We start from the raw sequence: 25190 nt of genomic DNA, 5'->3' as shown, positions 1-25190 counted from the left end.
TCACTTGGGTCATAGTTCTAACTCCACATCACTGACTACCTGAGAAACACATAACTGAATAAGCTCTTCACCAAAATCCGAGAGCTTGCCGCTGCGCACATCCTTAACCACGCCTTTTTTCTTAACGCACTGGCACTGGTGACAAATACCCATACCGCAGCCATAGCTGACATTAATATTCTGGTTTTGTACCTGGGTTAACAGGGTTTGTTGATTGTCAGCAACGAAAGAATTGCCATTATGTGAAACCTGGAACTGCTGTTTGTCACTGTCATTCGCTAGCATTGGCAAAATCGAGAAATGCTCGCTGGTTAGGCTAACCTGAGCTTGATTGGCGTACTCTGCGACCGGCTGATAAAACTCTGCCGGACCACAAACCATAAAGTCGGTATCGGTAAATCGCGACAGGTGCTCACAAACATCGCCATCGTTCTGACGAGTCAATAACTCAAGGGTAAAACTCTGGTCCTCGGCGGCGATACCATTAAGCTCATCGACAAGCAGGTGCTCGCCAGCTTTGGCGTAATAAAGCAAATGAACCGGGTGCGTAAGTTGTGACTTTGCTTGCTGCAACATGGCGATAAAAGGCGTGATCCCAGAACCTGCAGCAAACATGGTTACCGGTTTTTCAGACGACAATAAAAATTCGCCTTTAGGCGCGGAAATATTGAGCCAGTCACCAGCTTTCAATTCAGATAAAAATGGCGTGAACAGACCGCCTTGATTGGTCTTAATGACAAGGCGAATAACCTGCTGTTCGATTGCCTTTTTAGAACTGGATGCAATGGTGAACACTCGGGTCTTTAAACTACCGTTCACTTCCATGGTCAATTCAATATGTTGACCGGCCTGATGAACTGGCCAATCAGAGCCAGGTTGTAATGCCAGAGACAGGGTATCTGCGCCGATGTTTGAGACCGTCAAAACCCGGGCACGATAATAACCGCTTCGCCATGCGGGTTTAAATAATTGCATTACGGGTTCTAAATACCCGGCCAGCGATGAGTGATGCAAAAAGCGCTGACTAAACCAATTACTAACTGGTTGGAAAGGTGATTTCATTTTAAGTTTACACGTGTACACTAATTTCAGCGCACGATTGTAAACTGAAATTAAAAATAAGCAAGAGATCCTACCAGTTAAAGCTAAAATTTATTCATAACAATTACCTTTGGTGAACAACTGTACTCTTAGTGTGACATTTAGAGACATAAATAGGATGTAAGGCGATAAAAAGGCGAAAGCCAGCAAATTTTTTCACGGTTTAATTTCCCATAAACTTAAAACCTGAGGTTAAGGGAGAAAGAGCAAGTACCTATAGTTGAGGCTTTGATACGACTCTGCTATCTTGCCCCTAATCCATTAAACAAGAGATTTTATTATGCCTAAGGCAAGTGAAGTTAAAAAAAATGCTGCCATCGAATTTAATGATGGCGTTTACATCATCAAAGATATCGAGCGCTCGGTACCGCAAGGTCGTGCCGGTGGAAGTCTGTACCGCATGCGTATGTACAACGTGGTAACAGGTCACAAGATTGATGAGACGTTTAAAGATGTAGAAATGCTGACAATGGCTGATCTAGTGCGTCGTCCAGCCACTTTCTCTTATATCGACGGTGACGAATATGTGTTTATGGATGATGAAGATTACACGCCATATAACATCAACAAAGACAACATCAGCGATCAGGTACCTTTCATTACCGAAAATACCCAGGGCATTTATGCCATTATCGTTGATGACAATCCTGTAGGTATCGATTTACCAGCAAGTGTTGAGTTGGAAGTTACGGAAACTGAACCTTCTATCAAAGGCGCGTCAGCAACGTCTCGCAACAAGCCTGCAACGCTCTCTACCGGACTTGTGATTCAAGTACCTGAGCATATCTCTACCGGCGATACGATCAAAGTAAACACCGAAGAGCGCAAATTTATGGGCCGCGGTGACAAATAGCCTTCGGTAATACGGATGCCAATGTAAGCGAGATATTGGCATCTATTTTCCGCTGTTTAAATTCCTATTTTTCCCTTATCTAACTTCCTGTCCCAAACGTGCTATTTATGACTTAATCACGTCATAGAAACCCCATAATTTTCAGCATTTTCTGTTCCTTGAACTATTCTTTTAACTGGCATTATTTTGTCGTAACCCATCGTAATGAAATTCGATTCAGGAGAAGTTGATGCTCAAGTTAACATTAATAAAGCGAGTCATTACAATCGCTTCCGTTCTATTACTCTCTTGCCTTTCCGCGTTATCCGTTGCCAAAGACAAACCAAATATCCTGGTTATCTGGGGTGATGATATCGGTTGGCAGAATTTAACCTCTTATGGCATGGGCGTCATGGGCTATACCACTCCCAATATTGATCGGATTGCCAACGAAGGGATCCGGTTTACCGATCATTATGCGCAACCTTCATGTACGGCAGGACGCGCAGCTTTTATCACCGGTCAGTATCCAATCCGATCGGGCATGACCACCGTTGGTCAACCAGGCGATAGCTTGGGCTTGCAGGCGGAGTCTCCGAGTCTGGCAGAGGTGTTAAAAGACGAGGGATATGCTACCGGACATTTTGGCAAAAACCATCTGGGTGATCGAAATGAACACCTGCCCACTGTTCATGGATTTGATGAGTTTTTCGGTAATTTATATCATTTGAATACTCAGGAAGAAGCCGAACAACGTGACTATCAGGCGTTTGGTAAGCAATTTTCCGGTGACTTAGAAAGCTATGAGAACAAGTTCGGCACCCGAGGGGTGATTCATTCGTTTGCCACCGACAAAAATGATAAAACCGAAGATCCAAGATTCGGTGTCGTCGGTAAGCAAACCATCGAAGATACCGGGCCACTAACCCAGGAACGGATGAAAAACTTCGATGAGGGAGAAGTGATCCCGAAAGCGCTGGATTTTATGAAAACCGCGAAAAAGGATGGCAAACCTTTCTTCGTTTGGCTCAACACCAGCCGTATGCATCTATACACTCGCTTGAACGATAAATGGCGCTATGCAGCAGAAAAGTATACGTCTGAAGCGGATTATCATGGCTCGGGGATGTTACAGCACGACCACGATATCGGCATCGTCCTCGATTTTCTTGAAGACAATGACTTAGATGAAAATACCATTGTCTGGTATTCAACCGATAATGGCCCTGAGCATTCATCATGGCCGCATGGTGCTACGACCCCATTCCGTGGAGAAAAGATGACCACCTATGAAGGTGGTGTCCGGGTTCCGTCAATGATCCGTTGGCCGGCAAAACTCAAAGCCGGAAAGATCTTAAATGGCATCCAGGGTCATCAGGATATGTTTACTAGCTTGGCAGCTGCAGCCGGGGTCGAGGATGTAGCCAAAGATATGATGGACCAGAAAAAACAATACATTGATGGTGTGAATAATCTGCCTTATTGGATGGGTGATTCAGAGCAGTCGGCTCGCAATCATATATTTCATTATTACGAGTCCAAGTTGACCGCGGTTCGCATGGGACCTTGGAAGTTCCACTTCTCTACCAAAGAAGATTACTACGCTAACGTAGTTCCGAGGACGGTGCCTTTAGTATTTAATATTCGTATGGATCCTTTTGAAACTTATGATAATTCCGATTCTTACGGGCATTTACTGCAAAAGGTTTCATGGCTCATTCAACCTATGGGGGTATTAATGGGGGAACATTTGAAAACCCTGTCCGATTATCCTCCGGTGCAAGGCGGTAAGTCATTTGATATGTCTAATGTGGTAGAGGAATATATCAACAAGAGTAAACAGTAGATATTGGCAATAGAAAACAAAAAGCCTGTAGCACCTTATTGATGTTACAGGCTTTTTAGTAAATGACAGGCTAGCTTATACCAATCCCACTAAGTTTGTGCACAACTCAGAGTTAGGGCCGAGGTTCATTTACAACATAGATTTTATTGATATAGTCATTCTATATTAATGAAATATAGGGCCGTAAATGGGCCTCTCACTAACTCCCTACGGGTGAGTTTTAAAGGCGTTTATCCCGCGTTACTGATTTTGACAATGGAATAACCATTCTCTGCAATCAAAGCCTTGTCTAAAAGCCTTTAAATTCTCACTGAGTGAGCAATAATTTAATGGGATTGGTATTATTGCAGCGTAAAGCCTTTTTGCAGAACAATATTGTCGCTGGCGGTACCAATAAGCACTTCGAACTCACCCGGTTCGGCGAGCCAGTCGTTACTGTCCACATCCCAGAACGACATATCACGCTTATCAATTTCAATGAATACGTCCTGGCTTTCTCCCGGTTTTAAAAACACCTTGGCGAAACCTTTCAGCTCTTTATAAGGGCGCTCCACTTTTGCTTTAACATCATGTAGATATAACTGCACTACTTCCGCGCCTTGACGCTGGCCGGTATTGGTGACGTTTACCGTTACACCCAGCTTACCCTCGCCATCAAAGCTATCCGTTGATAAACGCAGATCCTGTAACGTAAAGCTTGTGTAGGAAAGACCGTGACCAAAGGCAAATAAAGGCTCAATGTTTTGTTGCTCAAACCAACGATGCCCGATAAATACCCCTTCTTTATAGAATGACTCAATCTCATTGTAATCATCCAGGGCGATTGCCGGAGAATCTTCAAGGCGCTTTGGCAACACCATTGGCATTTTAGCGCCCGGGTTCACATCGCCGAAGATAACATCAGCAAAGGCATTTCCAGCTTCCTGACCACCGTACCAGCCCCAGACAATCGCTTTGGCGTCCTGCTCCCACGGCATTTCAACTGCAGAACCTGCAACTAAAAACACTAATGTGTCTGGATTTGCGGACAACAACTTGCTGATGATTTCATCCTGGGAGTTAGGTAATTTCATATCCGGACGGTCTATCGCTTCACGATCATCACCATGGCTCAAGCCACCGAAATATATTACCGCATCGGCATCTTTCGCGGCGGCAAGATATTCCTCTTCCGGCGTAAACAAGCTACCCGGCGCATCCCAACCAAGCACATATTCACCACTACCACTGTAGTTGATAGTGAATTCGTATTCCGTACCGGCGGTAAGTTGCGCCTCAGCGGTAAAACTCTGTTTATCGGCGCCAGTCGACTCAGTAATCACCGACTCACCATTGATAGCAATATCGATGTCGCCGGCAACTTGCAGATTCAAAGTATGTATTCCGGACTGTAAAGGCTTAACCTGAGCCTTCATAGTTACATAAGTCTGCTCAGCATTTTTCGCTTTAAATTCAGAGTTAACAATCCAGTTCTCGCTAACCAGCTCGGTTCGCTCTGCATCCTGATAATACGCAACCGTCCATGCAGGTGTACCGGTCCAGTGACGACTGGCAATGTAATCGGCCGCAATTGGCGCTAAAGAACTGGAACGCGCTCGCATCACCTGGATATTCACACCTTCACCTAAGGCATTTTTCAGCCCTTGCAGCGGCGTTACTTCATACAAAGATTTAACTTCTGAAGAACCACCACCCTGGCCATGCTTTTTATCGGTATTAGGACCAAGCACCAGAACGTTCTTCAACTTACTTTTATCAAGAGGCAAGATGTTATCCTGGTTTTTTAGCAGCACCACACCATTGGCGCCAATGGTTCTGGCCGCTTGCTGATGCTCTTTGGTATTGCGACTGCCGGCAAGTCGATTGTCATCGAATAAGCCAACACGCTGCATCAAACGAAGCACGCGGCGAACCTTATCATCAAGCACAGACTCGTCAATCTTGCCCTCTTCAATCATTTTCTGGAATGGTTTGGCAAGAAAGTAATCATCATAATTTTCAACGTTAGTACCCATTTCCAGATCCAGACCATTCACGGCGGCATCATAGGTATTGATATCAACGTTCCAGTCCGTTAACAGCACACCGTCAAAGCCCCACTCACCTTTTAAGATATCCATAACCAGGTGTTTCGACTGGTTAGCATTGGTGCCACGAAACTCGTTATATGCGCCCATGATTGAGTACACGCCACCTTCTTTAACCGCGGCTTCAAACGCCGGCAGGTAAACTTCTCGCAGGGTGCGTTCGTCAGGCTTAGCGTTTACCCCAATGCGGTTTAGCTCTTGGGTATTTAACGCATAGTGTTTGGCATTTGCCGCCACATCATGGCTTTGAATCGCGTGAACTTCCGGTACGACCAGGCTCGCCGCCAGGAAAGGGTCTTCCCCCATATATTCAAAGTTACGGCCATACAAAGGTAAACGGGCGAGATTTATGCCCGGCCCTAAGATAATGTCCTTACCGCGATCTCTGGCCTCTGCGCCTAAAACGTTGCCATGCATGGTCGCCATATTCGGATCCCAACTGGCAGCCACAGAAGTCAAATGTGGTAAATAGGTAGAATGATCATCATCCCAGCCAGCTGAATCCCAGCTATAACGTGCGATCTGATGCCGGACTCCGTGAGGACCATCGGATAACCAAAGTTCGGGAATACCCAGTCGTTCAATAGCATCAATATGAAACTTACCACTGGCATGAACCAGGGAGATTTTCTCTTCCAGAGTCAATTGCGATAACAGTGTTTCTACATTGGTTTCAACGGCGGCCAAACGTGCTTGTTTATCGGCATAGCTGTTGCTCGCCGTTTCTGTAGATTGATTATTTTCGCTTGCCGGCTTAGGGCTACAAGCCACCAGGGCCGAAGCCATGGCAATGGTTAATAATTTACGTTTTTGCATAATAAATCCTGTTTCCTGAGTTAATCCATTGCCAGAGTTTTTTGCGATTGTGGTTGCGGTGTATCTTCGTCTGATAATCGATCCCACCACATCCGTTTTAAATAAATTGACGTCACTGCCACTAAGCCCAGGCTAACGTATAGTTCGGTCCAGGACTGAATAACCAGGAAGATAGCAGTCGCCGTTAACGACGTATGCCAGATAATCCCTACCAAAACATTGCCCATATCGCGAGCGAATTGGCGATTCGGTTCAAAGTCTGGTTGTTGTTTTTGAATCTCTGCAATCACCGGTTTCCAAAAGCCCCACGGTCGGGTCTTTCGATAAAAATTCGTTAAGGTTTCCATGTCTTCAGCTGGCGTCAGATAGGTGGCAACGATACAACCGAGCAAGGATGCGGCAAACAGTAACGGGAATCCTTCAAGTGGCGATAAGTCGACAAAAGCCAATGGCACGGTCGCGACCATACCGGTAAGCATACCGATGAAATAACCGTGGCCATTGAAGCGCCACCAATACCATTTCAACATGTTAGCAGCGGTATATCCGCCCCAAAGCGCCGATACCAACCAAAGAATGATGTCATTTAAAGACGGGACAAATAAACCGATTGCGGTACCGATAATAACAAACACCAGCGATACCAGATAACTGACTTTCACATAAGTTTTGTCTTCGGCATTGGGGTTAATGTATTTCTTATAAATATCATTTACCACGTATGCTGGGGCGGCGTTGGTCGTTGCGGCGAAGGTCGACATAAAGCTTGCCAGTAAACCGGCAACCACAATACCTAATAAACCTGTGGGAATATAATTACTCAGGGCAAAGGGCAGGATTTGTTCAAAATCGACATCGTCACCCATGGCTGCCAGATCCGGGATAAAGAAGGCCAGCGCTAACACCGCCAGACCGGTGATCATCATGTAACGTGGAACAATCAGCACAACATTCACAAACCAGCTCATTTTTGCCGCTTCTACCGGCGTTCGCGCCGACAATATCCGCTGCATATCATAGTTTGGTGCGGGGCCTGCCATGCTTGATAAAATGCCTTTAAATAGCACCAGCATCATAAACACAGTAAACAGAGAAAATCCGTCATCAACGATACGCTGATTGGCTGAATCTAAAATACCGCGCCAGTCCAGATCCAACTGCCAGCCAAAGCCAACGTCATACCAACCATCCGGCGTCACTGCGGCGAGCATTTCTGGAGAAACCTGCATCATCGCAATAACGCCAATCGCGATACTGGCAATCGTCATAATGAAAAACTGCAACACTTCGGTGATAACCACCGAGAACATGCCGCCTTTGACTACATAGATGGTGGTAATGGCGGTGAAAATCAGACCATAGGCAATTTCATTGTGATGAGGGTCTGCGGCTAACTGCCAGGGTAGGAATGCGGCGGCAAACTTACCAATACCGACAAAACCATAGGCGAGAAAACCAAGCACGGAAAATAGCGCGAATACCACAACAATCAGGTGGCTAAGCTTTGCTCCACGCCCTTCGCCAAATCGAAAGTTTATCCATTCAGCCCCTGTCATAACGCCTGAGCGGCGCAACCAGATTGATAGAAACACCATCAGGAAAATCTGATTGAATGTCGGCCATAGCCAGGGAATATAGATACTTTTCAGGCCGTATATAAACAGTAAATAAACGAGCCACATGGTACCGCTGATATCAAACATACCAGAAGCATTCGACAGTCCGAGGTAATACCAGGGTAAGGTTTTACCACCCAGGAAGTAGCCTTCAATATTCTTAGAAGCGCGTTTGGAAATCCAAAAACCCACCGCTAATGTGGCAATTAAATATAAGGCAATGATGCCTAAATCGAGTGTTGTGAGGTTCATTGTTATCGTAATACTCAACAAAAAAAACTTGCATTTTGACGCGTGAAACGCAAAATGTAACCGGTTACCATACAATCTATAATGAATCGGACTAAATTACAATCCGGTTATTAAAACACCATCATCAGTGGATGCTGACAGACAAATGAAACAAAAAAGTATCACTATTCGTGAAGTCGCCAAGCATATCGGGGTATCAATCGCCACGGTATCAAGAGCGATCAGTCAGCCACAGCGGGTCAGTAAAAAGACGCTGGAGAAAGTTCAAAAGGCAGTTGATGAGTTAGGCTATCGTCCAAATCTGCTGTCGCAAAATTTTCGTCATAAACGTTCCAACACCCTGATTGTACTGATCCCAAATATTGAAAACCTATTCTTCGCGCAATTAATACGGGGCATAGAATCGGTGGCCCAACAGGCGGGATATAATGTGTTGTTAGGAGATACCCAAGACAGTCCTCTGCGGGAAGATAAATTTATCAATCTGGTGGAAACCCAGCAGGCAGATGGCATTATTCAGCTTGCGACTTTCAACCCGAGTATTTCCCTGTTACCGACTACCGAAATTCCATTAATTTCCGCTGGTGGTAGCGCCAATACCCCCTACCCGACCATTCGTATCGATAATGCCGGTGCCGCCGCCGACATTGCTGAACACCTGATTGCATTGGGGCATCAAGATGCCGCGATTATTACCGGCCTTAGCGATGATCAAAATACCTATGAACGTCTGAAGGGATTTCGAAGAGCCTGGCAGGCAAAAGGGCTAGCGCTCGATGACAAGCAAATCGTTGCCGGCGATTACTCACTAAAATCAGGATATCTGGCCGGTAAAGAAATCATCCATAGACTTCCTGAAACCACAGCTATCTTTTGCTTTAATGACGAAATGGCGATGGGCGCCTGCAAAGCTGTTCGAGAAGCAGGCCTTAATATACCCGACGATATTTCTGTGGTTGGTTTTGATGGTTTACAGGTAGGAGAATATAACGAGCCACCGCTAACGACGGTTCAACAACCTGGGCGTTTGCTTGGCGAGCAGGCGGCTCAATATTTGTTGCAATGGATTGAGGGTAACAAGCCAGCCGATGCAGATATTATCGTCAAACATCAGCTGCTTGTCAGAAAAAGTACAGGCCCTGTGCAAAAGGGCTAGCGATTAGCCTTTGCTTAGTAGTTCGCGTAAATCGATTAGCGCGGCGTTAGCTCGTGAGATGTAGTTAGCCATTACTAATGAATGGTTGGCGGATAAACCAAAGCCGCTACCATTTAACACCATTGGGCTCCATACGGTCGCCTGACTAGCTTCCAGCTCACGAATAATTTGCTGCAAACTGACGTTGGCGTTTTTATCTTTTAATACATCGGCAAAATCGACTTCCACCGCTTTTAGAAAATGCAGTAGTGCCCAACACGCACCTCGAGCTTCGTAAAACTCATCATCAATTTTCCACCAGCTGGTTTTTACCATATATTCCGGGCTACCCTGAGTAGACTGACGGGCGTTACGATCACCCGCTAAATCGGTATTTAACTGGCTACGCCCCACGCTGGCACTTAAGCGTTGCGAATAGCTACCTAATCGTTTCTCCACTTCTCGCAACCAGTCGTGCAAGTTGTCAGCACGAGCATAAAACTGTGCACCTTGTTGCGAAGGGTCGGCAAGCACATTGCGGTATTTATATAGATCCTGAACACCTTTTTTATACATACTTTCAGCACTTGGAAACGCCCATTTATGAGCGTCATTGTTAAACTTAGGCTGAGCGCTTTTCAGGAATTTATTTTCCGAAGACTGGGATTGTGAACGGGAGAATGACTGACGCATGGCAAGGGATAGATCCCGGGTCATTTCCAGAACCCCGAATTCCCAGGCAGGAATATTATCGAGAAATACCGAAGGCGGCATAATGTCATTCGACAGATACCCACCAGGTTTATCCCAAAGCTTTTCGGCAACTTTAATCAAGGTCGTTGTGGTGGTGTAGCCCACAACCGGATCAACATTGTTCGCCTTGGCTTCTTGTATCGCCGCTTCTTTAACATTGAAGGTGTCTGGTTCGAAGCTCCAGAAACCCCCTAATAAATAAAACAGAAACACCACCACAGCACCGGCAATAGAAAGTGCTCGAAAAGACGTGAAAAAAGCCATGTTAGTTTCCTTAGCGTTTATTGTGCGTTTGCGGAGCGTTTATTGCGAAGGGCCTAGCCGTTCGACTTACGCTCTAATGGTTATGAGCAGGTTTTAAGCCTTTTACCGGCATTGAAACCTCGGTTTTCTGCTCATCATCAAAGTGCAGAACCAGGTTTACCTGCTCGCCGGCTTTAACCGGTGAAGACGGATTAAACACCATCAAATGCAAGCCATGAGGCTGTAACGTCACTTCGTCATTGGCCTTAATAATAATAGAATCAAGCTTCCCCATTTGCATCATGCCATCTTTCATGGTGTGTTCATGAATTTCAATTCTTGGGCTCACATCGCCACTTACCGCTACCAGCTTAATGTCTTCATCACCGTTATTTTTAATGGTCATATAGGCCGATGTGACTTTTGTGCCGGGGATTAATTCGCGCATGTAAGGTTCGTTAACTTCTACATCAAGAGCGAAAGCACTTGGAAGTAAAAACAGTAGACTGATTAAAGAAATGATTTTTTTCATCGATTGATACCTTTGGAACTACACCTTGTAATAACTCTTTTACAATAATCTCTTATTTATCAATGCTCAGCAAGCGAGTTTTATTCTGTTTATACCAATTACACTAAGTTTGTGCACAGCTCAGAGTTAGGGCAGAGGTTCAGTTACAACATAGATTTCATTGATATAGTCAATCTATATTACTGAAATATAGGGCCGTAAATAGGCCTCTGATAAACTCCCTTCGGGTGAGTTTTAAAGGCGTTTATACTGCGTTACTGATTTTGACCGATTTTGGTAAAGGAGCGACTATTCTCTGTACTCAAAACCTTACCTAAAAGCCTTTAAATGCTCACTGAGTGAGTAATAATTTAATGTGATTGGTATTATGTAGTTCCAGGTAGTTTGGTTTTGTTTTGTTTATTCAGGCGCAGGCTCTTTACAAAGTAACCAGACGATAAATCCGATTAATAATATTGGCCAGAAAACGGTTAGACCGACAAATGCCAGACCAGCCAATGCCGCGAGTAGCACCAGAATCAGCGTACCAAAAACGCTGATAAAAATTGTCAGGCCAACCACAAACAGGATCACTCCAACGAGTGCGGCGATGGCAATACCTTCAATGGGCTCAACGACGTGGTCATCTACCACAATATCCACGCCCAACCAGGAGAACACAGTGTTGCCGAACAAATAGGTCAGCAATAATGTGGCAATAATGGCCAGTAACAAGGACTTGGTGAATGACATGATAACTCCTTTATTTCACTTAAGTGCAGCCCCATGCAGCACTTAGGGGTTGTTGACCTTTTAGGGTCATTTTTGCAGTGAATTGTTTGGAGCTTGAACAAGTCTTTTTCTTTTTATCGTACTCATTGTACGGTAAGAAGAAAAAACGCAGGTCAGGTTCAAAACAAACGCTGTTCGAAGAATTCAATTGATTGTTTCTTCATTATTTTTTCGTCAATCTATCTTTTTCGTAATTTCACTTTTGTTGATTGAACAAAATTCGGCCAGAAAAGGTTAACTAGCCCTACAAATACCTATTAGGCATGATTAGCGCGGCGACACCGTAGGCAACTAAAGTTACGGTTGGCATCATAATTAACGCTAAAATAGCTAACACTCGTACCACGATACGTGGCATTGAAAAATGACGCGCAAGTCCGGCACAAACGCCACAGATTTTTTTATGAACCTGGTCTTTGGCAATGCTGCGCTCAATTTTATATTTCACTTTATTCATACATCCTCCGCAAAAAACACTTCATCTTAACCATGCAAATAACGAGTTAACCCAAATACACCGGCACCGATAAAAAAGGTGACTACGGGTACTAACCAAACTGTCATCATCAGTGAAAACGGGAACATAACCTTCTCCTTAATTCTTCAGCACTTACTTTGTGGCTGAATACTGTTGCCAACTATCCGTTGGCAACTTTCTTTTTAATTGCTTGTAACTCTTCTTCGATAGACTCTTCAGCTTCCAGCTCCTGGAACTGAGCTTCCAGCGATTTCGCTTCGGTCATATCATAGGCTTCAACCTGAGCTTCAAGACCATCAACTTTTTGCTGAAACTTCTCAAAACGTAAAATCGCATCGTCAATTTGCTCAAACTTTACCGTTTCGCGAACTTTCAAACGCACTTCGGCAGTTTTTTGGCGCTTAAGGCAAGCTTCTTGACGCTGTTTTGCTTCATTTAACTTGTCCTGAAGACGAGCCGTATCGTTCTGAATCGACTCAAGTAATTCTTCAACCTGAGCAAGTTGCGCTTCTAAGTCTTCAATTACCGGCTGACATTGCTGTTTTGCTACTAGTGCCTGGCGAGCTAAATCGTCACGACCTTTGCTGATAGCAAGTTCAGCTTTTTCCTGCCATTGCGCAGATTTTTCTGTTTGCGCACGTAGCTGGCGAGTTAGCGTCTTCTTTTCAGCGATTTGCTTGGCGGCCGAGGTGCGAACCTCGACCAGGGTTTCTTCCATTTCCTGGATGATCAAGCGGATCATCTTTTCAGGGTTTTCCGCCTTATCCAGCAAGCTATTGATGTTGGCGTTAATAATGTCCGTCAGACGAGAAAACATACCCATTTTTATTCTCCTGTTGCTTCTTTAGATTTTTCTGAATCAGCTTCATCTTTATCGAAGTTGCTGATTTCGGTGATGGTTACAGTAGGTACACCTTTGTCGGTTACATACTGAGCATCAATTTTGAAGTTATTCACTTCCTGAGCGATGCTGTTTGCAACTTGTTGGTCCAACTGATTTGCCACCATTTGACTTTGATTTTCTACCATCATGTCCAGGGCCGTTTGCAAAGACACCAACTGCTCAGCCTTTGCACCCGTGGAGAAGAAAGCACTTGTAGCAAGTACTAATGAGGCGATACCGATTTGTTTACTTAACGTGTTCATTTTCAACCCTTACCATACTGATATGTATGTTTTGTTAATTAATCACTAATTGATGGTTTAGTACTTACAAGTGCTGTGCCAATTTGTTATTTTTTGTTAACCCATTGTTTTTAAAGGGCTGTAGAGGATGGTGATTTTTTAACAGGGAAAAGTGGCTCGATGCTTTTGTTCGTTAATTGGCAAATTTCACCAACCGGTTAGTGGATTTGACCAACCATAACAAAAAGGTGGGAGAATAAGGTGGGAGGTGGAAGATAAGAGCACACTGCGTTCCTAGCATGTTTCACGCCCGGCACGCTGATAATCAGCTCCTAGCATGCAATCGAAGATTGCGCTTAGCACTAGAGGGGTGAAGGTGGAAGTGGAAGGTGGAAGTCGAAGGTGGAAGGTGGAAGATCAGAGCACACTTCGTTCCTGGCACGTTTCACTCCTGGCACGCTGATAAGGGTCATTTGTTTCGAGTACACCGAAAGTAATTTCGGTTCCGGGTACACAAAATCAAGATTTTGTTCCGGGTACGGGCAGACAACGCCCTTCGAGTTTAGAGCCGCTCTAACCCGAAATGAATCTTCGATTCATGTACTCGGAGCAACGATTTACGTTGCGTACCCGGAATAAACCTGTGGTTTATGTACCCGTAGTGTCGCATGCGACATGTCCCCTTCGTTCTAAGCATGCAATCGAAGATTGCGCCTAGCGCTGGTTGGCAGGTGGAAGGTGGAAGCAGAAGTGGCTTTTTCTTCCACCGAAAATTGAATCGGAAATATGTTCCAGACATTTCCGACATACCAGCGTCCATGCCGGCATCCATGCATTTTCGGCATACCGACCAATCCATGGCCATAACCAGCAGCGCTTACCTCTTCCACCAGCAGCGCTTACCTCTTAGGCAAATAAAGCTTTTAGTTGCGTCATTCCCTGACACTACAGGGAATCAAAATTTAATAGTGAAATTGGATGTTGGAGAACCTTGTTGCAGGGCAACGAGTGGAGCGGAGATTAAATAAGGAGTTAGTCTGGGGCCGAGATTAGTTATTGTTCGTAGAAGGCATTTGCGACTTACGCACAGACTCAAGGTTTTCCCGTTCCAGAAGCGACGCAATGATAGAACTACCCAGCAAACAGGCTGCCGGAACCATTAAGATAGCGAAAAAAACAATTAAATTTGGCATGTCAGCCTCGTCCTAATCTCAGTTAAAATTACCAAACCCGGTGTTGTTCAGGTTACTTTGTATTGCTGGGTCTACTGCTCTTTGTATTGCTCTTTGAATTAATAGAGTACATTCTGTACCAGCTTTTAAACCACTCTTACCATGTCTTGGTTTGGATTTACTCTTTAGTCGCAGCAAACTACAAAAAGGTTCAGTTTGGCGCAAATAAAAATAAATTAATTTTCGAAACCTTTACGAAGCAAGCCTTTCTTCGGTTCAATCCACAAGGTTAAGAGAAAAACAATCAAGTAGATTTCCGTAAATCAGGACCGATTTTCCGATATGGGGATATGACTTGAAACTGTCGGTTTAAATGCGGGATGTAAAAGAGACAGGATCAAAAACGGGACAGTTAAAGTGTCCCGCTTAACATTGCATTTAACGCTGGATTAAGATGTAGTAGCTAAGACGCCTGTTCAGTAACCGCCTGGCCGGTCAAAGCAAAGGCTTCGCGCAGCACTTGCGAATCCGCGCCCTCTTTACCTGCATTCTCAGACAAATAGCGACGGAACTTTCTCGCGCCTGGCAAACCATTACATAACCCCAGCATATGACGAACGATATGCCAGACACGCGGTGTATGCTGTCCCGGTGCTGCAGGCTTTATTTGCTGATCAATATAAGCGCACATCTCATCGATAATCGCTTCGCGGGTTAAAATGGGTGTGTCTTTACCGTAAATCACCTGATCGGCAATTGCCATCAAATAGGGATTTTGGTAAAACTCGCGGCCAATCATCACCCCATCAATATGATTCAGGTGCTCTAAAGACTGCTCGAAGCTGGTGATACCACCATTAATGGAGATTTTCAGCGCTTCAAAATCCTGTTTAATTTGATAGACGCGAGAATAATCCAGTGGTGGAATTTCCCGATTTTCTTTCGGGCTCAAACCGCTTAACCAGGCTTTGCGAGCGTGAATGATAAAATGCTCGCATCCTGCAGCGGAAACAATCTCAATAAACTTTTGCAAGAACTCATAGCTATCCTGATCATCAATACCGATACGGGATTTGACCGTAACTGGCACTGAAACCGCTGCTTGCATATCGCTGACACATTGCGCCACCAGCTCAGGTTCTGCCATTAAACAAGCACCGAAGCGACCATTTTGTACCCTGTCCGATGGACAACCAACATTAATGTTGATGGCATCATAGCCGCGCTGCTCAGCGATTTTGGCACATTCGGTCATCGCTTTTGGGTCACTACCACCAAGTTGCAACACCACAGGATGTTCTTCTTCATTAAACGCCAGGTAATCGCCCTTACCAAAAAGAATCGCCCCGGTTGTCACCATTTCGGTATACAACACCGTCTCTTTACTCATCACCCGGTAGAAATAACGACAATGGCGATCAGTCCAATCCAGCATTGGCGCCACAGAAAGTCTATCGTTCACACACATTTCTCAAAAACTAAAGTGCTGCAATTATAACGCAGGGGCTTGTAGACCAACAAGTTCAGGATGCTTGGATACAAATTTAAACAAATAAATTTCTCGAAATTTTCAGTAAAAATTTGAGTAGCAATCTTTCTTTTAACTTGTTGATTCAATTGAAACAATAAACAAATTATGTGCTATCAGCTGTTGATATGGCAGGCTAAGGAGGGCGGTATTAGGGGTAAATGCCCGGAAAAGGGCGAGCAACTTTTTGAGGTTTTAGTACACTAAAAATTAGATCTGCTGTTTTTGAGGGCGTATTATGCAAGAAACGAATGCTAATAAAGTATCATCTGACTCCGAAGAAACTGAGGAGTTGAGAAATCAACACCGCCAGGAGAGCATGAACACTGGTTCTACAAAACGCGATGAGCGTCGTCAGGTAGAGAAAGACGAAACGTGTTTTGTCTTAGGCTATAACTAATCGCCATCTACCTTCAGAAAAACGCTCTATTGTGTTTTGAAGCGTAGCAATAGCTGCGCCCATTTGCCCAGAACTCCCAGCCCCGGAAGCAAGCTTTGGAGCTAGATTTCGCTGAGTCCGTTTTAACAGCAAGATGTTTTCACTCGCGGTTTCTCAGGACTGCAGCATGACGGTTTAGCTTTTGACGTTTCTATAACATCAGCTTGAGCAACTTCCTTTTCTATACGCGCTTTCGTTTGTATATTTCTCTCACTGTAGCGGTCAACCAACATGTCTTTGTTGTCACGTGTTAATAGCGTGAACTTCATTAACTCTTCCATCACATCAACAATACGCTCGCGAAATGCGGATGCTTTCATCGATCCATCCTCGTTAAATTCCTGCCAGGCTTTGGCTACAGACGATTGGTTTGGGATGGTTAACATTCGCATCCAACGGCCAAGAATTCGCATATTATTCACAGCATTAAAGCTTTGCGAACCGCCACTTACCTGCATGACCGCCAGAGTTTTCCCTTGGGTTGGGCGCACCGCACCATCGCTTAACGGGATCCAGTCAATCTGGTTTTTCATTACCCCAGACATATTGCCGTGGATTTCCGGCGATGACCAAACCTGAGCTTCTGACCATTTCACCAGCTCGCGCAGTTCCTGCACCTTTGGGTGCTGCACAGATTCGCCATTATCAAACAATGGCAGGTCTTTTGGATTAAAGAATTTTATCTCAGCGCCAAAGTACTCGAGAATTTTTCCCGCTTCAATGGCCGCATAACGGCTCATGGATTTTTCTCGCAGTGAGCCATAAAGTACGAGTATGCGTGGCTTGTGGGTACTTGTCGCCAAAGTTTTGGGCGCAAAGTTAAAGGTTTCGTTTTGCAAATAGTCCATAATTTCTCCTGGTTCCTGGACATTTTACTTATAAGACGAAGGCCGTTAGAAAAAGACGAAATTAATTTAAGTATTTTCCATAGTTGTAGAGGGAAGCTTCGCAGTTGGAGTCAAAATACTGAGTATTTTGAAGGTGGAGTTTCAGTAAACTGAAATGTTGGAGTCGAGATATTACTTATCTCGAGGAGCATCTAAATATGCTTCTAGTTGCCGTTAGCTAGTTACGGTCAGGGTGTCTTCCTAAGGAAAGTCCCAACGGTAACTAGCTTCAATTATTTTTATTTAAGCAACTGATTCAAGGTGTAATAAACCTTATCAACACTTACCTGACGGCCTTTTGTATCGCGAAGGCCAGTAAAGTCTATCTGCACTACTCTGTCGGCGGTTAAGGGCAACAAAACATCAATAGATTTACCATCATCAGCTAGGGTTGCCTTGGAATAGTATCTGGAAATAGCTCTCAGGCATTAGCTATTGCTAATTGTCTGGTGAAAGGCCCTGCTCTGCAGGGCTTTTTTATGAGAGATTTTGTTTGATGTGCGTTAACAGGCGCCAACTCGCGACAGCGCCAATAACCGATATCACCGCCAGCAATAGGAACAAGTGATGGAAACCGGTAACGCCCGGTGCGCCGTCCAATAATCGTCCGGCAATTGGTGCAAAGAAAATATCCGGAGTAAATCCGACTACGGAAATAATACCCACGGCAATGCCGGTACGACTGGTTGCCACCTGACTTTCTTCCAACAAGGCAAAATAAATTGCCCTCACCGCAAACACCAACAAAAAGGTGGCAACAATATTGACTTTAATCCACACGGTTTCCGCATCGCCAAACGGCAGGTAGATAAGGAAACTTGCCAGAAGCAACACAAAAATTGCAGTAACGGTTTTGCCTATGCCTATTTTGTCGGCTATCACCCCTGCCACTATTGCAGCGCCAAGTCTGACATACGACACATTGGCAACAAATTGCGAGGATTCAATAGGGGTATAAGAAAACACGGTGGTTAGATACAGGCCAAAATAATCCAGCCCTTTGTATCCACAATAAGCGGTCAGAACAATTAACCCTTGTAACCAGATAACCGGACGCTTAAGCACATAACCAATATCTTCCCAAAGGGTATACTCTGAACGAACGCTTTGCCCAGATTGCTGCTCCCCCGGCTTATCAATGGGGCTATTAACCGGGTTATCAAGCGGCTTATCAATGGGTTTATCAGACGATTCATTGAATTGCGCTGTATCCGATTTATCCTGATGATTTTCCGATGGGATAATAAGTAATACCAGAAGTCCTGCCGAAAATGTGGCGATGCCATAGAAACTGATAACCGCTTGCAGGCCCTGGCGCTGCTGTTCAGCGCCATTGGTTACTTCTGGAGCTACCAACGCCATTAATACGACCCCAATGGTTGCTGCGCCGGCAGCGACAAAACCGCGTCCACCATCCAATACTGCAAATGCCTTACCTTGTGAATTTTCACCGCCCCATAAGCGGGTAAGCTTGATCATTGCTGCCCAGAATAGAAAAATCGTCGTCACGCCCCAGTAGGCAAATAACCAGGTAAGTCCACTCAACGACGGAATTTGCACCAGATAAAGACCGCCGGCGGCGGTAAGCCAGAGCGATATCGTCATTAATATTTTTGCGGAAAATCTGTCGGCTAACGGACCACCTGGAAAGTAAGCGAGCATTGCTAACAAACCATAAAGGCCAAACACGTCCCCTAACTGAGTGTTGTTAAGCTGAAAAACTTCGAGAAAGCTGGGTCGAAAAAAACGCGCTACATGAAATGGCAGGCTGAAGATTATCTCACCGCTAAATACCAGGGTGAAAATAATTAAGATGCGTCGAAACGGAGAGATGGTCTGGATAATAAATCCTGTAGGTTAGCACGTAAGTGCGGTTCAATTACCTTGCATCAAGCTTGGCTCACATCCATGGATAACTCAAATTCCGCATCTTGTGAGCCGCATAACTATCTAATTAGCTTGAACAAGTCGGCTAAGCCTATTGGGCAGGATAGCCTGACTATTTCTGGTATTGCTGCAAGAAGGTGAGCAATGCCTGATAGGATTTTTCTACGGCCTGCATCCGGGTTAGTCCCTCCGGATTTTCCTCCTGCTCAACCACCAGCCAGTGGGTACCGCCGACTTCAATATTGGCGCTTACCAAAGCTGGCCAATCGGTAGCTCCCTCACCAATCAGCGGCACCAAATCTGGATATTTATCCTTAGCCACCACTTTGTAATGAGTCGTTTGCGTGCGTCCCGGATAGCGTTTCACATATTCAACCGGATCTTTACCAGCATACGTGGTCCAGCCAACATCCTGCTGCATGATTACAGAACCTTGGGTATTACGGGCGATATAATCCCAGAACGTTGCGTTTTGGTAGGTGTTAAATTCGTGGTCATGATTATGAAAGCCAACCTGCATATCATAAGCCTTGAGGTCTTCAGCCGCCTGATTTAACAGAGTCACCACTTCATCAATTCGCTTTTCATCCCAGGCTCTCTCATCCCAGCCAATAATCAAATAACTTACCCCCAGAGTGCGATAAAAAGCGACGGTTTGTTTAATGTTATCGGAGTTTAACTGTTCAAAGCTGACATGAGCACCACTGCCAGTAAGCCCCAACGCATCCATTTTTTGCTTTAGTGCTTCAGGATTATCCGCATATTTACCGAATTCTCCGGCAAATTCGACACCGGCGAATCCAAGTTCGGCAAGTTTTGTTAAGGTGCCATCGACATCTTTGGCTAAGTCTTCTTTTACCGACCACAGCTGAACACTGACTTGAGGCAGGGTTTTAGCGGGTTTTGCCATCACTAGCGGACTCGTAACCGCCATACAAAGCATGGCAAACACAGACACTAAGGCAGACATTACTCGTTTCATTTTTCATACCTCTATATTCGTTTATTTTTCATTTCGTTAGCGCAATATGCTGCGGCGCGAGCAGTAAAAGCCATAAATGTCAGCGACGGATTAACAACCGCCGATGAGCAAAATGCACTACCATCGGTCACGAACAAATTAGGAATATCATGGCTCTGGTTATATCCGTTAAGTACCGATTGTTTCGGGTCTTTGCCCATCCTGGCGGTGCCAACTTCGTGAATGGCCAACCCAGGATTATTGCGATCATAGGACGTCCAGGATTCCACATCTTTAAGACCCGCATCGCTCAGCATTTTCCCTGCCTGCTCTGCGGCATCGTCCATCATTAATCGCTCATTTTCAGACCAGGTACAGTTGATATGCAGTTGCGGAATACCCCACTTATCTTTTTTAGTCGGATGCAGCGATACCTGATTTTCAAATCTGGGGAGCATTTCCCCCTGGGCATACAGGCGGAAAAACCAATTCCCCGGTTTAATTAATGACGCTTTGTAATCCGCACCTATACCTGGGTTCTGGCTGTTATAACGCCAGTCTTCTCTGCCGGCAGCGCCAGCTAGTGCATAACCGCGCACAAAGCCTTTTCCATAGCGGCTGGGCTCATAGCGAAAGTTGGGAATATAAGGACCGGTAGGTCGGCGGCCCGAGTAAAACTCATTATCGAAACCATCAACTGTGCCCTGGGCACCGGCATTGTAGTTGTGATCCATCAGATAGTGACCAAGAACCCCGGAGCTGTTAGCCAGGCCTTTAGGGAAAGATTTTGATGTTGAATTTAATAGTACCTGGGTAGAGCCTAACGTTGATGCACATAAGAAAACGACATTAGCGAAGTATTCGCGAGTGCTGAGATCGTCATTATCAATTACCCGAACACCGCGGACCCGATTCGTTTGCTCATCATAAATTAAACTGTCTACCACGCTATTCGGTGCAATATGCAGATTGCCGGTTTTCGCTGCCGCCGGCAAGGTAGAACTTTGCGAAGAGAAATAGGCACCAAATGAACAGCCTTTTTGACATTCATCCCGCGCCATACAACGCATTCGGCCTTGTTCAATGTGATACTGAGTCGGTTCGGTTAGATGCGCACACCGGCCCATAACCATAGGTCTGTCCGGATATAGGGAAGCGAGCTTTTGTTGCAGCATTTTTTCCGGAGAATTCATCTCAAATGGCGGCAAAAATTCACTGTCTGGCAATTGTGGGAGATTGTCATGATGCCCTGAAATGCCTGCATGTTTTTCTACATGTGAATACCATGACTGCAGATCGTTATAGCGAACTGGCCAGTCTATACCGTGACCGTCGGCCTTATTGGCATTAAAGTCGTAATCGCTCCAACGATAGCTTTGTCGATGCCAGAGTAGAGATTTGCCACCTAGCTGGTTAGCACGGATCCAGTCAAAACCAGTTCCTTCTGCTGTCGAATAAGGTAAATCTCTGTCATTGCCGAAAAAATGCTTGGTGGCATCGGTAAAGGCATAACATTTTCGCTGCACTTTGTACTGCTGCTCTGCCAGCAAGTTATCGACTTTGGTTCGGTTCGGAAACTGCCAGGGGCCTTTACCTTCCGATACATAGTCTTTACGATGTTCAACCACACGACCGCGTTCTATCAGTAACGTCTTAAACCCTCGTTCACAAAACTCTTTTGCCGCCCAACCACCGCTAAGCCCTGAGCCAACCACCATTACGTCAAACGTCTCTTTAGTGTCATTAATGTAGCGATATTGAGCCATAAGTGATTCCGTTATTGATATTATTGTTAAGTGTTTAAACCTTTGTTAATAAAACGCTCTGGAGCCGTAGTTTTTAGTGTCCGCTGTAAACGGAATAGAGCCCTGATATCCGCCGGGCACCGCCTGATAATTTAATACCTGGGTAGCACCAACTTCTGAAGTAAAATAAGCAAAGGCATTTAAAGATTTCAGAAACGCAAATTGCTCTTGTATCTGAGCTTCGCCCCAGGCTCCCCTTTCTAAATCCTGCAGGCATTCGGTCTGTTGTAAGGGCTGAAGTTGAGTAAAAGATAACTGATATTGGCCGTAGCAATATTCTTCGACGCCACCAAGAACCTCTACAATAGCCTGTTGTTGCGATTTGCCATAAACCACCTGCAGTTGATGATCGATAAAGCCGTGGCAATCTAAATCGGCAGCGCCGGGTGTATCGGTTTTCGGGATGATGGTTTGGCAAATTTGCGCCAGGGTTTGCAATTGCGCCCGGTTCAGTAGTTTCGATTTACGATTATCAACGTTACGTTGATAAGCAAAGGCTGAGCTCAGGCTAGCACCATTAACGATAATCAAAGCTGCTCCCGCGCCAAGCGCGCGGGTTACACCATTTAGAAACTGACGTCTGTTCAGATCCATATCTCTCTCCGATACTTAGCTTGCAACCTCAGGTTGGTTTGTTCGTTTTTTAATCAACACATATAGAATGACGAAAGCCGCGATTAAAATCAAAGGGAACATCAACAGGTTCTGCAATACACTTTGACCGGCGAATATACTTGCCTGCACTTCAGTCAGATTCATTTGCTGCGCTTCATTCGAGGCGGTATCTATCCAGCCACCAATCACCGGATTCCACATACTGACCGCAAACATACCGACGCCGCCGATTAATGACATACCAAGCGCACCGGTTTTTGGCGTGTATTCGGCAACGCAACCAAGCATGGTTGGCCAAAAGTATGTGCAGCCAATCGCAAATAATATCGCAGCAACATACACCATATTGCCTGAAGCAATACTCATGGTATAGATACCTGCGCTGGCAAATACCGCCGAGCCCAACAATACACCGGTTGGATTAAAAGCTTTGATAATCGGACCTGCAAAATAGCGACCAACCGCCATTAAACCGGTTATCAGTGCCAGCACTAGCATTGGTGATGCACCACTGGCACCGAGAATTTTCTCAATCCATTGCTGGGTACCTAATTCGGTTGTCGCGGTAAATGTCATACAAACGACTAAAAACAAATACAGAGGGTTGAGCAGGTGATTAATATTGTCCGTGGTTGAATGCAATATATCGTCATAGGAAGGAAATACGGTTTTCAGCATCATTGCCCCGTATATCAGCGTTGGGATCAGAATAATGCCAACCTGCCATTGCCAGTTAAGACCATAGCTGGTCATCAGGCTTGATAGTAAGGCACCGATGACAATACCGCCTGGGAACCAAACGTGGAATCGATTAAGCATGGTGGTTTTACGGTTTGGATAGATTTCTGCAATCAATGGATTACATCCGGCTTCTACCGCACCATTGGCAAATCCAATCAAGAAAGTTGAGATCAACAAGCCCCAGAAGCCACCCGCAGTTATAGTTAATACCAACCCCAGTAAATGACAGATAAAAGCCAAGGCTATTAGCTTTCGGGCACCAATGGCGTTGTAAATAACACCACCAACCATAGTGGCGATAGGAAAGCCAAGAAATGCCATAGCATTTACCCAGCCAAGCTCTTCGCCGTTTAAACCAAAGTCAGCACCAAGCTGACCTAGAATGCCTGCCCGTATGGCGAAGGTCATCGAGGTAACGGTTAAAGCAATACAACATAAATTAAAGATTTTTTGGTTATTATTATCGCTCATCTGGAGCTCCTTAATTGTTGCGCAAATTTAATGCGGTTATAAGCCAAGTATACGGTTATTAAATTCCCGGTCAGGCTCGGCGCCGGCAAAATCATCAAAGGCTTTTTCGGTTGGCTTAATCAAATGTTCACTGATGAATTTCGCTCCTTCGGTGGCGCCATCAACGGGGTTTTTGATACAGCACTCCCACTCGAGAACGGCCCAGCCGTCAAAGCCATATTGAGTTAGCTTGCTAAAGATTTGTTTAAAATCAATTTGCCCGTCACCAAGCGAACGGAACCGTCCGGCACGCTCTGCCCAGGAGGCATAACCACCATAAACGCCGCATTTTCCAGACGGATTAAATTCCGCATCTTTAACGTGAAACGCCTTGATTCGCTCATGGTAAATATCAATAAATGCCAGGTAATCAAGCTGCTGTAAAACAAAGTGGCTTGGGTCGTATAAGACATTTGCGCGAGGATGATGATTCGTCGCATCAAGGAAACGTTCAAAGGTGATACCATCATGTAAGTCTTCACCAGGGTGTAACTCATAACAGACATCAACACCGGCTTCATCAAACTGATTAAGAATCGGTAACCAACGCTCTGCCAAAGCTTCAAAACCTTGTTCGACGAGCCCTTGTGGTCGTTGCGGCCAAGGGTAGACGGTATGCCACAAATAGGCACCGGAGAAGGTCGCGTGGGATTTTAATCCCAGATAACCACTGGCTTTGGCCGCTAGCTGCATTTGCTGTGTCGCCCAGATTTGCCGCTCTTTAGGATTTTTGCGAAACTCCGGCGGCGCAAAGTTATCAAACATCGCATCATAGGCCGGATTTACCGCTACCAGTTGGCCCTGAAGATGAGTCGATAGCTCGCTAATGGCTAAGCCATGCTCCGCGGCAATACCTTTGATCTCATCACAATAGGTTTTCGACTCCCCTGCCAACTCCAAATCAAATAAGCGTTTATCCCAGCTAGGGATCTGAATCGCCTTATAACCTAAACTGGAAACCCACTCACAAATGGCAGGTAGACTGTTATAAGGGGCAACGTCATCTGCAAACTGCGCAAGAAATATTGCCGGGCCCTTTATTGCTTTCATTGCGGTCA

The 25190-nt window shown here is 45.2% G+C and carries 22 protein-coding genes; 4 read left to right on the top strand and 18 right to left on the bottom strand.

All coding sequences use genetic code 11. The annotated features are described in order from the left end of the window. Window positions 1-9: 9 nt before the first annotated feature. Window positions 10-975 (bottom strand): flavin reductase family protein, encoded by a 966-nt coding sequence (locus tag FNC98_RS01855; protein ID WP_143579664.1) that lies wholly within the window; start codon window positions 973-975, stop codon window positions 10-12. A gap of 406 nt (window positions 976-1381) precedes the next feature. Between FNC98_RS01855 and yeiP the strand changes: the two genes are divergently transcribed. Both yeiP and FNC98_RS01845 read left to right on the top strand, forming a co-directional pair. Then, the gene (gene yeiP, locus FNC98_RS01850; protein WP_143579663.1) at window positions 1382-1954 is read left to right on the top strand and encodes an elongation factor P-like protein YeiP; all 573 of its coding nucleotides are present in this window, start codon (window positions 1382-1384) and stop codon (window positions 1952-1954) included. A gap of 229 nt (window positions 1955-2183) precedes the next feature. Then, window positions 2184-3779 (top strand): arylsulfatase, encoded by a 1596-nt coding sequence (locus FNC98_RS01845; RefSeq protein ID WP_143579662.1) that lies wholly within the window; start codon window positions 2184-2186, stop codon window positions 3777-3779. A 341-nt stretch (window positions 3780-4120) separates the two neighbouring features. Here FNC98_RS01845 and FNC98_RS01840 read toward each other — a convergent pair whose 3' ends face one another. After that, window positions 4121-6682: a glycoside hydrolase family 3 C-terminal domain-containing protein gene (locus tag FNC98_RS01840; protein WP_143579661.1), complete on the bottom strand. Its 2562-nt coding sequence runs from the start codon at window positions 6680-6682 to the stop codon at window positions 4121-4123. 20 nt (window positions 6683-6702) lie between these two features. After that, entirely contained in the window at window positions 6703-8550 is a 1848-nt protein-coding gene (locus FNC98_RS01835) for a sodium:solute symporter family protein (protein ID WP_143579660.1), read from the bottom strand. A gap of 145 nt (window positions 8551-8695) precedes the next feature. Between FNC98_RS01835 and FNC98_RS01830 the strand changes: the two genes are divergently transcribed. Then, the gene (locus FNC98_RS01830; RefSeq protein ID WP_143579659.1) at window positions 8696-9706 is read left to right on the top strand and encodes a LacI family DNA-binding transcriptional regulator; all 1011 of its coding nucleotides are present in this window, start codon (window positions 8696-8698) and stop codon (window positions 9704-9706) included. A gap of 3 nt (window positions 9707-9709) precedes the next feature. On the opposite strand, the gene FNC98_RS01825 is transcribed toward FNC98_RS01830, so the two are convergent. The 8 genes from FNC98_RS01825 to dusA form a co-directional block, all read right to left on the bottom strand. Then, complete coding sequence (locus tag FNC98_RS01825) at window positions 9710-10702, bottom strand: DUF2333 family protein (RefSeq protein ID WP_143579658.1); 993 nt, start codon at window positions 10700-10702, stop codon at window positions 9710-9712. Between the two features lie 73 nt (window positions 10703-10775). Beyond that, complete coding sequence (locus FNC98_RS01820) at window positions 10776-11213, bottom strand: copper chaperone PCu(A)C (protein ID WP_143579657.1); 438 nt, start codon at window positions 11211-11213, stop codon at window positions 10776-10778. A gap of 399 nt (window positions 11214-11612) precedes the next feature. Beyond that, the gene (locus tag FNC98_RS01815) at window positions 11613-11945 is read right to left on the bottom strand and encodes a hypothetical protein (protein WP_143579656.1); all 333 of its coding nucleotides are present in this window, start codon (window positions 11943-11945) and stop codon (window positions 11613-11615) included. Window positions 11946-12228: 283 nt separating this feature from the next. Continuing rightward, window positions 12229-12441 (bottom strand): PspC domain-containing protein, encoded by a 213-nt coding sequence (locus FNC98_RS01810; RefSeq protein ID WP_143579655.1) that lies wholly within the window; start codon window positions 12439-12441, stop codon window positions 12229-12231. A 181-nt stretch (window positions 12442-12622) separates the two neighbouring features. Then, window positions 12623-13285, bottom strand: a complete 663-nt coding sequence (gene pspA, locus FNC98_RS01805) for a phage shock protein PspA (RefSeq protein WP_143579654.1) — start codon at window positions 13283-13285, stop codon at window positions 12623-12625. 2 nt (window positions 13286-13287) lie between these two features. After that, window positions 13288-13608 carry a hypothetical protein gene (locus FNC98_RS01800; protein ID WP_143579653.1) on the bottom strand — a complete coding sequence of 107 codons (321 nt, stop codon included), beginning with the start codon at window positions 13606-13608 and terminating at the stop codon, window positions 13288-13290. Between the two features lie 668 nt (window positions 13609-14276). Beyond that, the gene (locus FNC98_RS01795; protein ID WP_143579652.1) at window positions 14277-14477 is read right to left on the bottom strand and encodes a hypothetical protein; all 201 of its coding nucleotides are present in this window, start codon (window positions 14475-14477) and stop codon (window positions 14277-14279) included. 745 nt (window positions 14478-15222) lie between these two features. Further along, window positions 15223-16194 (bottom strand): tRNA dihydrouridine(20/20a) synthase DusA, encoded by a 972-nt coding sequence (dusA, locus tag FNC98_RS01790; RefSeq protein ID WP_260680640.1) that lies wholly within the window; start codon window positions 16192-16194, stop codon window positions 15223-15225. Window positions 16195-16525: 331 nt separating this feature from the next. On the opposite strand from dusA, the gene FNC98_RS16755 reads away from it, so the two are divergent. Then, window positions 16526-16687 carry a hypothetical protein gene (locus tag FNC98_RS16755; RefSeq protein ID WP_185968029.1) on the top strand — a complete coding sequence of 54 codons (162 nt, stop codon included), beginning with the start codon at window positions 16526-16528 and terminating at the stop codon, window positions 16685-16687. A 122-nt stretch (window positions 16688-16809) separates the two neighbouring features. On the opposite strand, the gene arsH is transcribed toward FNC98_RS16755, so the two are convergent. The 7 genes from arsH to FNC98_RS01755 form a co-directional block, all read right to left on the bottom strand. Further along, entirely contained in the window at window positions 16810-17574 is a 765-nt protein-coding gene (arsH, locus tag FNC98_RS01785) for an arsenical resistance protein ArsH (protein WP_143579650.1), read from the bottom strand. A gap of 516 nt (window positions 17575-18090) precedes the next feature. Further along, window positions 18091-19410 carry an MFS transporter gene (locus tag FNC98_RS01780; RefSeq protein WP_409574571.1) on the bottom strand — a complete coding sequence of 440 codons (1320 nt, stop codon included), beginning with the start codon at window positions 19408-19410 and terminating at the stop codon, window positions 18091-18093. 202 nt (window positions 19411-19612) lie between these two features. Then, window positions 19613-20482 carry a sugar phosphate isomerase/epimerase family protein gene (locus FNC98_RS01775; RefSeq protein WP_143579648.1) on the bottom strand — a complete coding sequence of 290 codons (870 nt, stop codon included), beginning with the start codon at window positions 20480-20482 and terminating at the stop codon, window positions 19613-19615. A gap of 11 nt (window positions 20483-20493) precedes the next feature. Beyond that, window positions 20494-22227 carry a GMC oxidoreductase gene (locus tag FNC98_RS01770; protein WP_143579647.1) on the bottom strand — a complete coding sequence of 578 codons (1734 nt, stop codon included), beginning with the start codon at window positions 22225-22227 and terminating at the stop codon, window positions 20494-20496. 45 nt (window positions 22228-22272) lie between these two features. After that, complete coding sequence (locus tag FNC98_RS01765) at window positions 22273-22860, bottom strand: gluconate 2-dehydrogenase subunit 3 family protein (RefSeq protein ID WP_143579646.1); 588 nt, start codon at window positions 22858-22860, stop codon at window positions 22273-22275. Between the two features lie 15 nt (window positions 22861-22875). Then, a complete protein-coding gene (locus FNC98_RS01760) occupies window positions 22876-24093 on the bottom strand; it encodes an MFS transporter (protein ID WP_143579645.1) in 1218 nt (405 codons plus the stop codon). A gap of 36 nt (window positions 24094-24129) precedes the next feature. After that, window positions 24130-25182: a sugar phosphate isomerase/epimerase family protein gene (locus FNC98_RS01755; RefSeq protein WP_144035418.1), complete on the bottom strand. Its 1053-nt coding sequence runs from the start codon at window positions 25180-25182 to the stop codon at window positions 24130-24132. Between the last annotated feature and the right edge of the window lie 8 nt (window positions 25183-25190).

Origin of the sequence: Thalassotalea sp. PS06, assembly GCF_007197775.1 — a bacterium.
GTDB lineage: Bacteria > Pseudomonadota > Gammaproteobacteria > Enterobacterales > Alteromonadaceae > Thalassotalea_A.
Note: the sequence above shows the minus strand (reverse complement) of the source record. Positions and strands in the feature narration are given on the sequence as shown.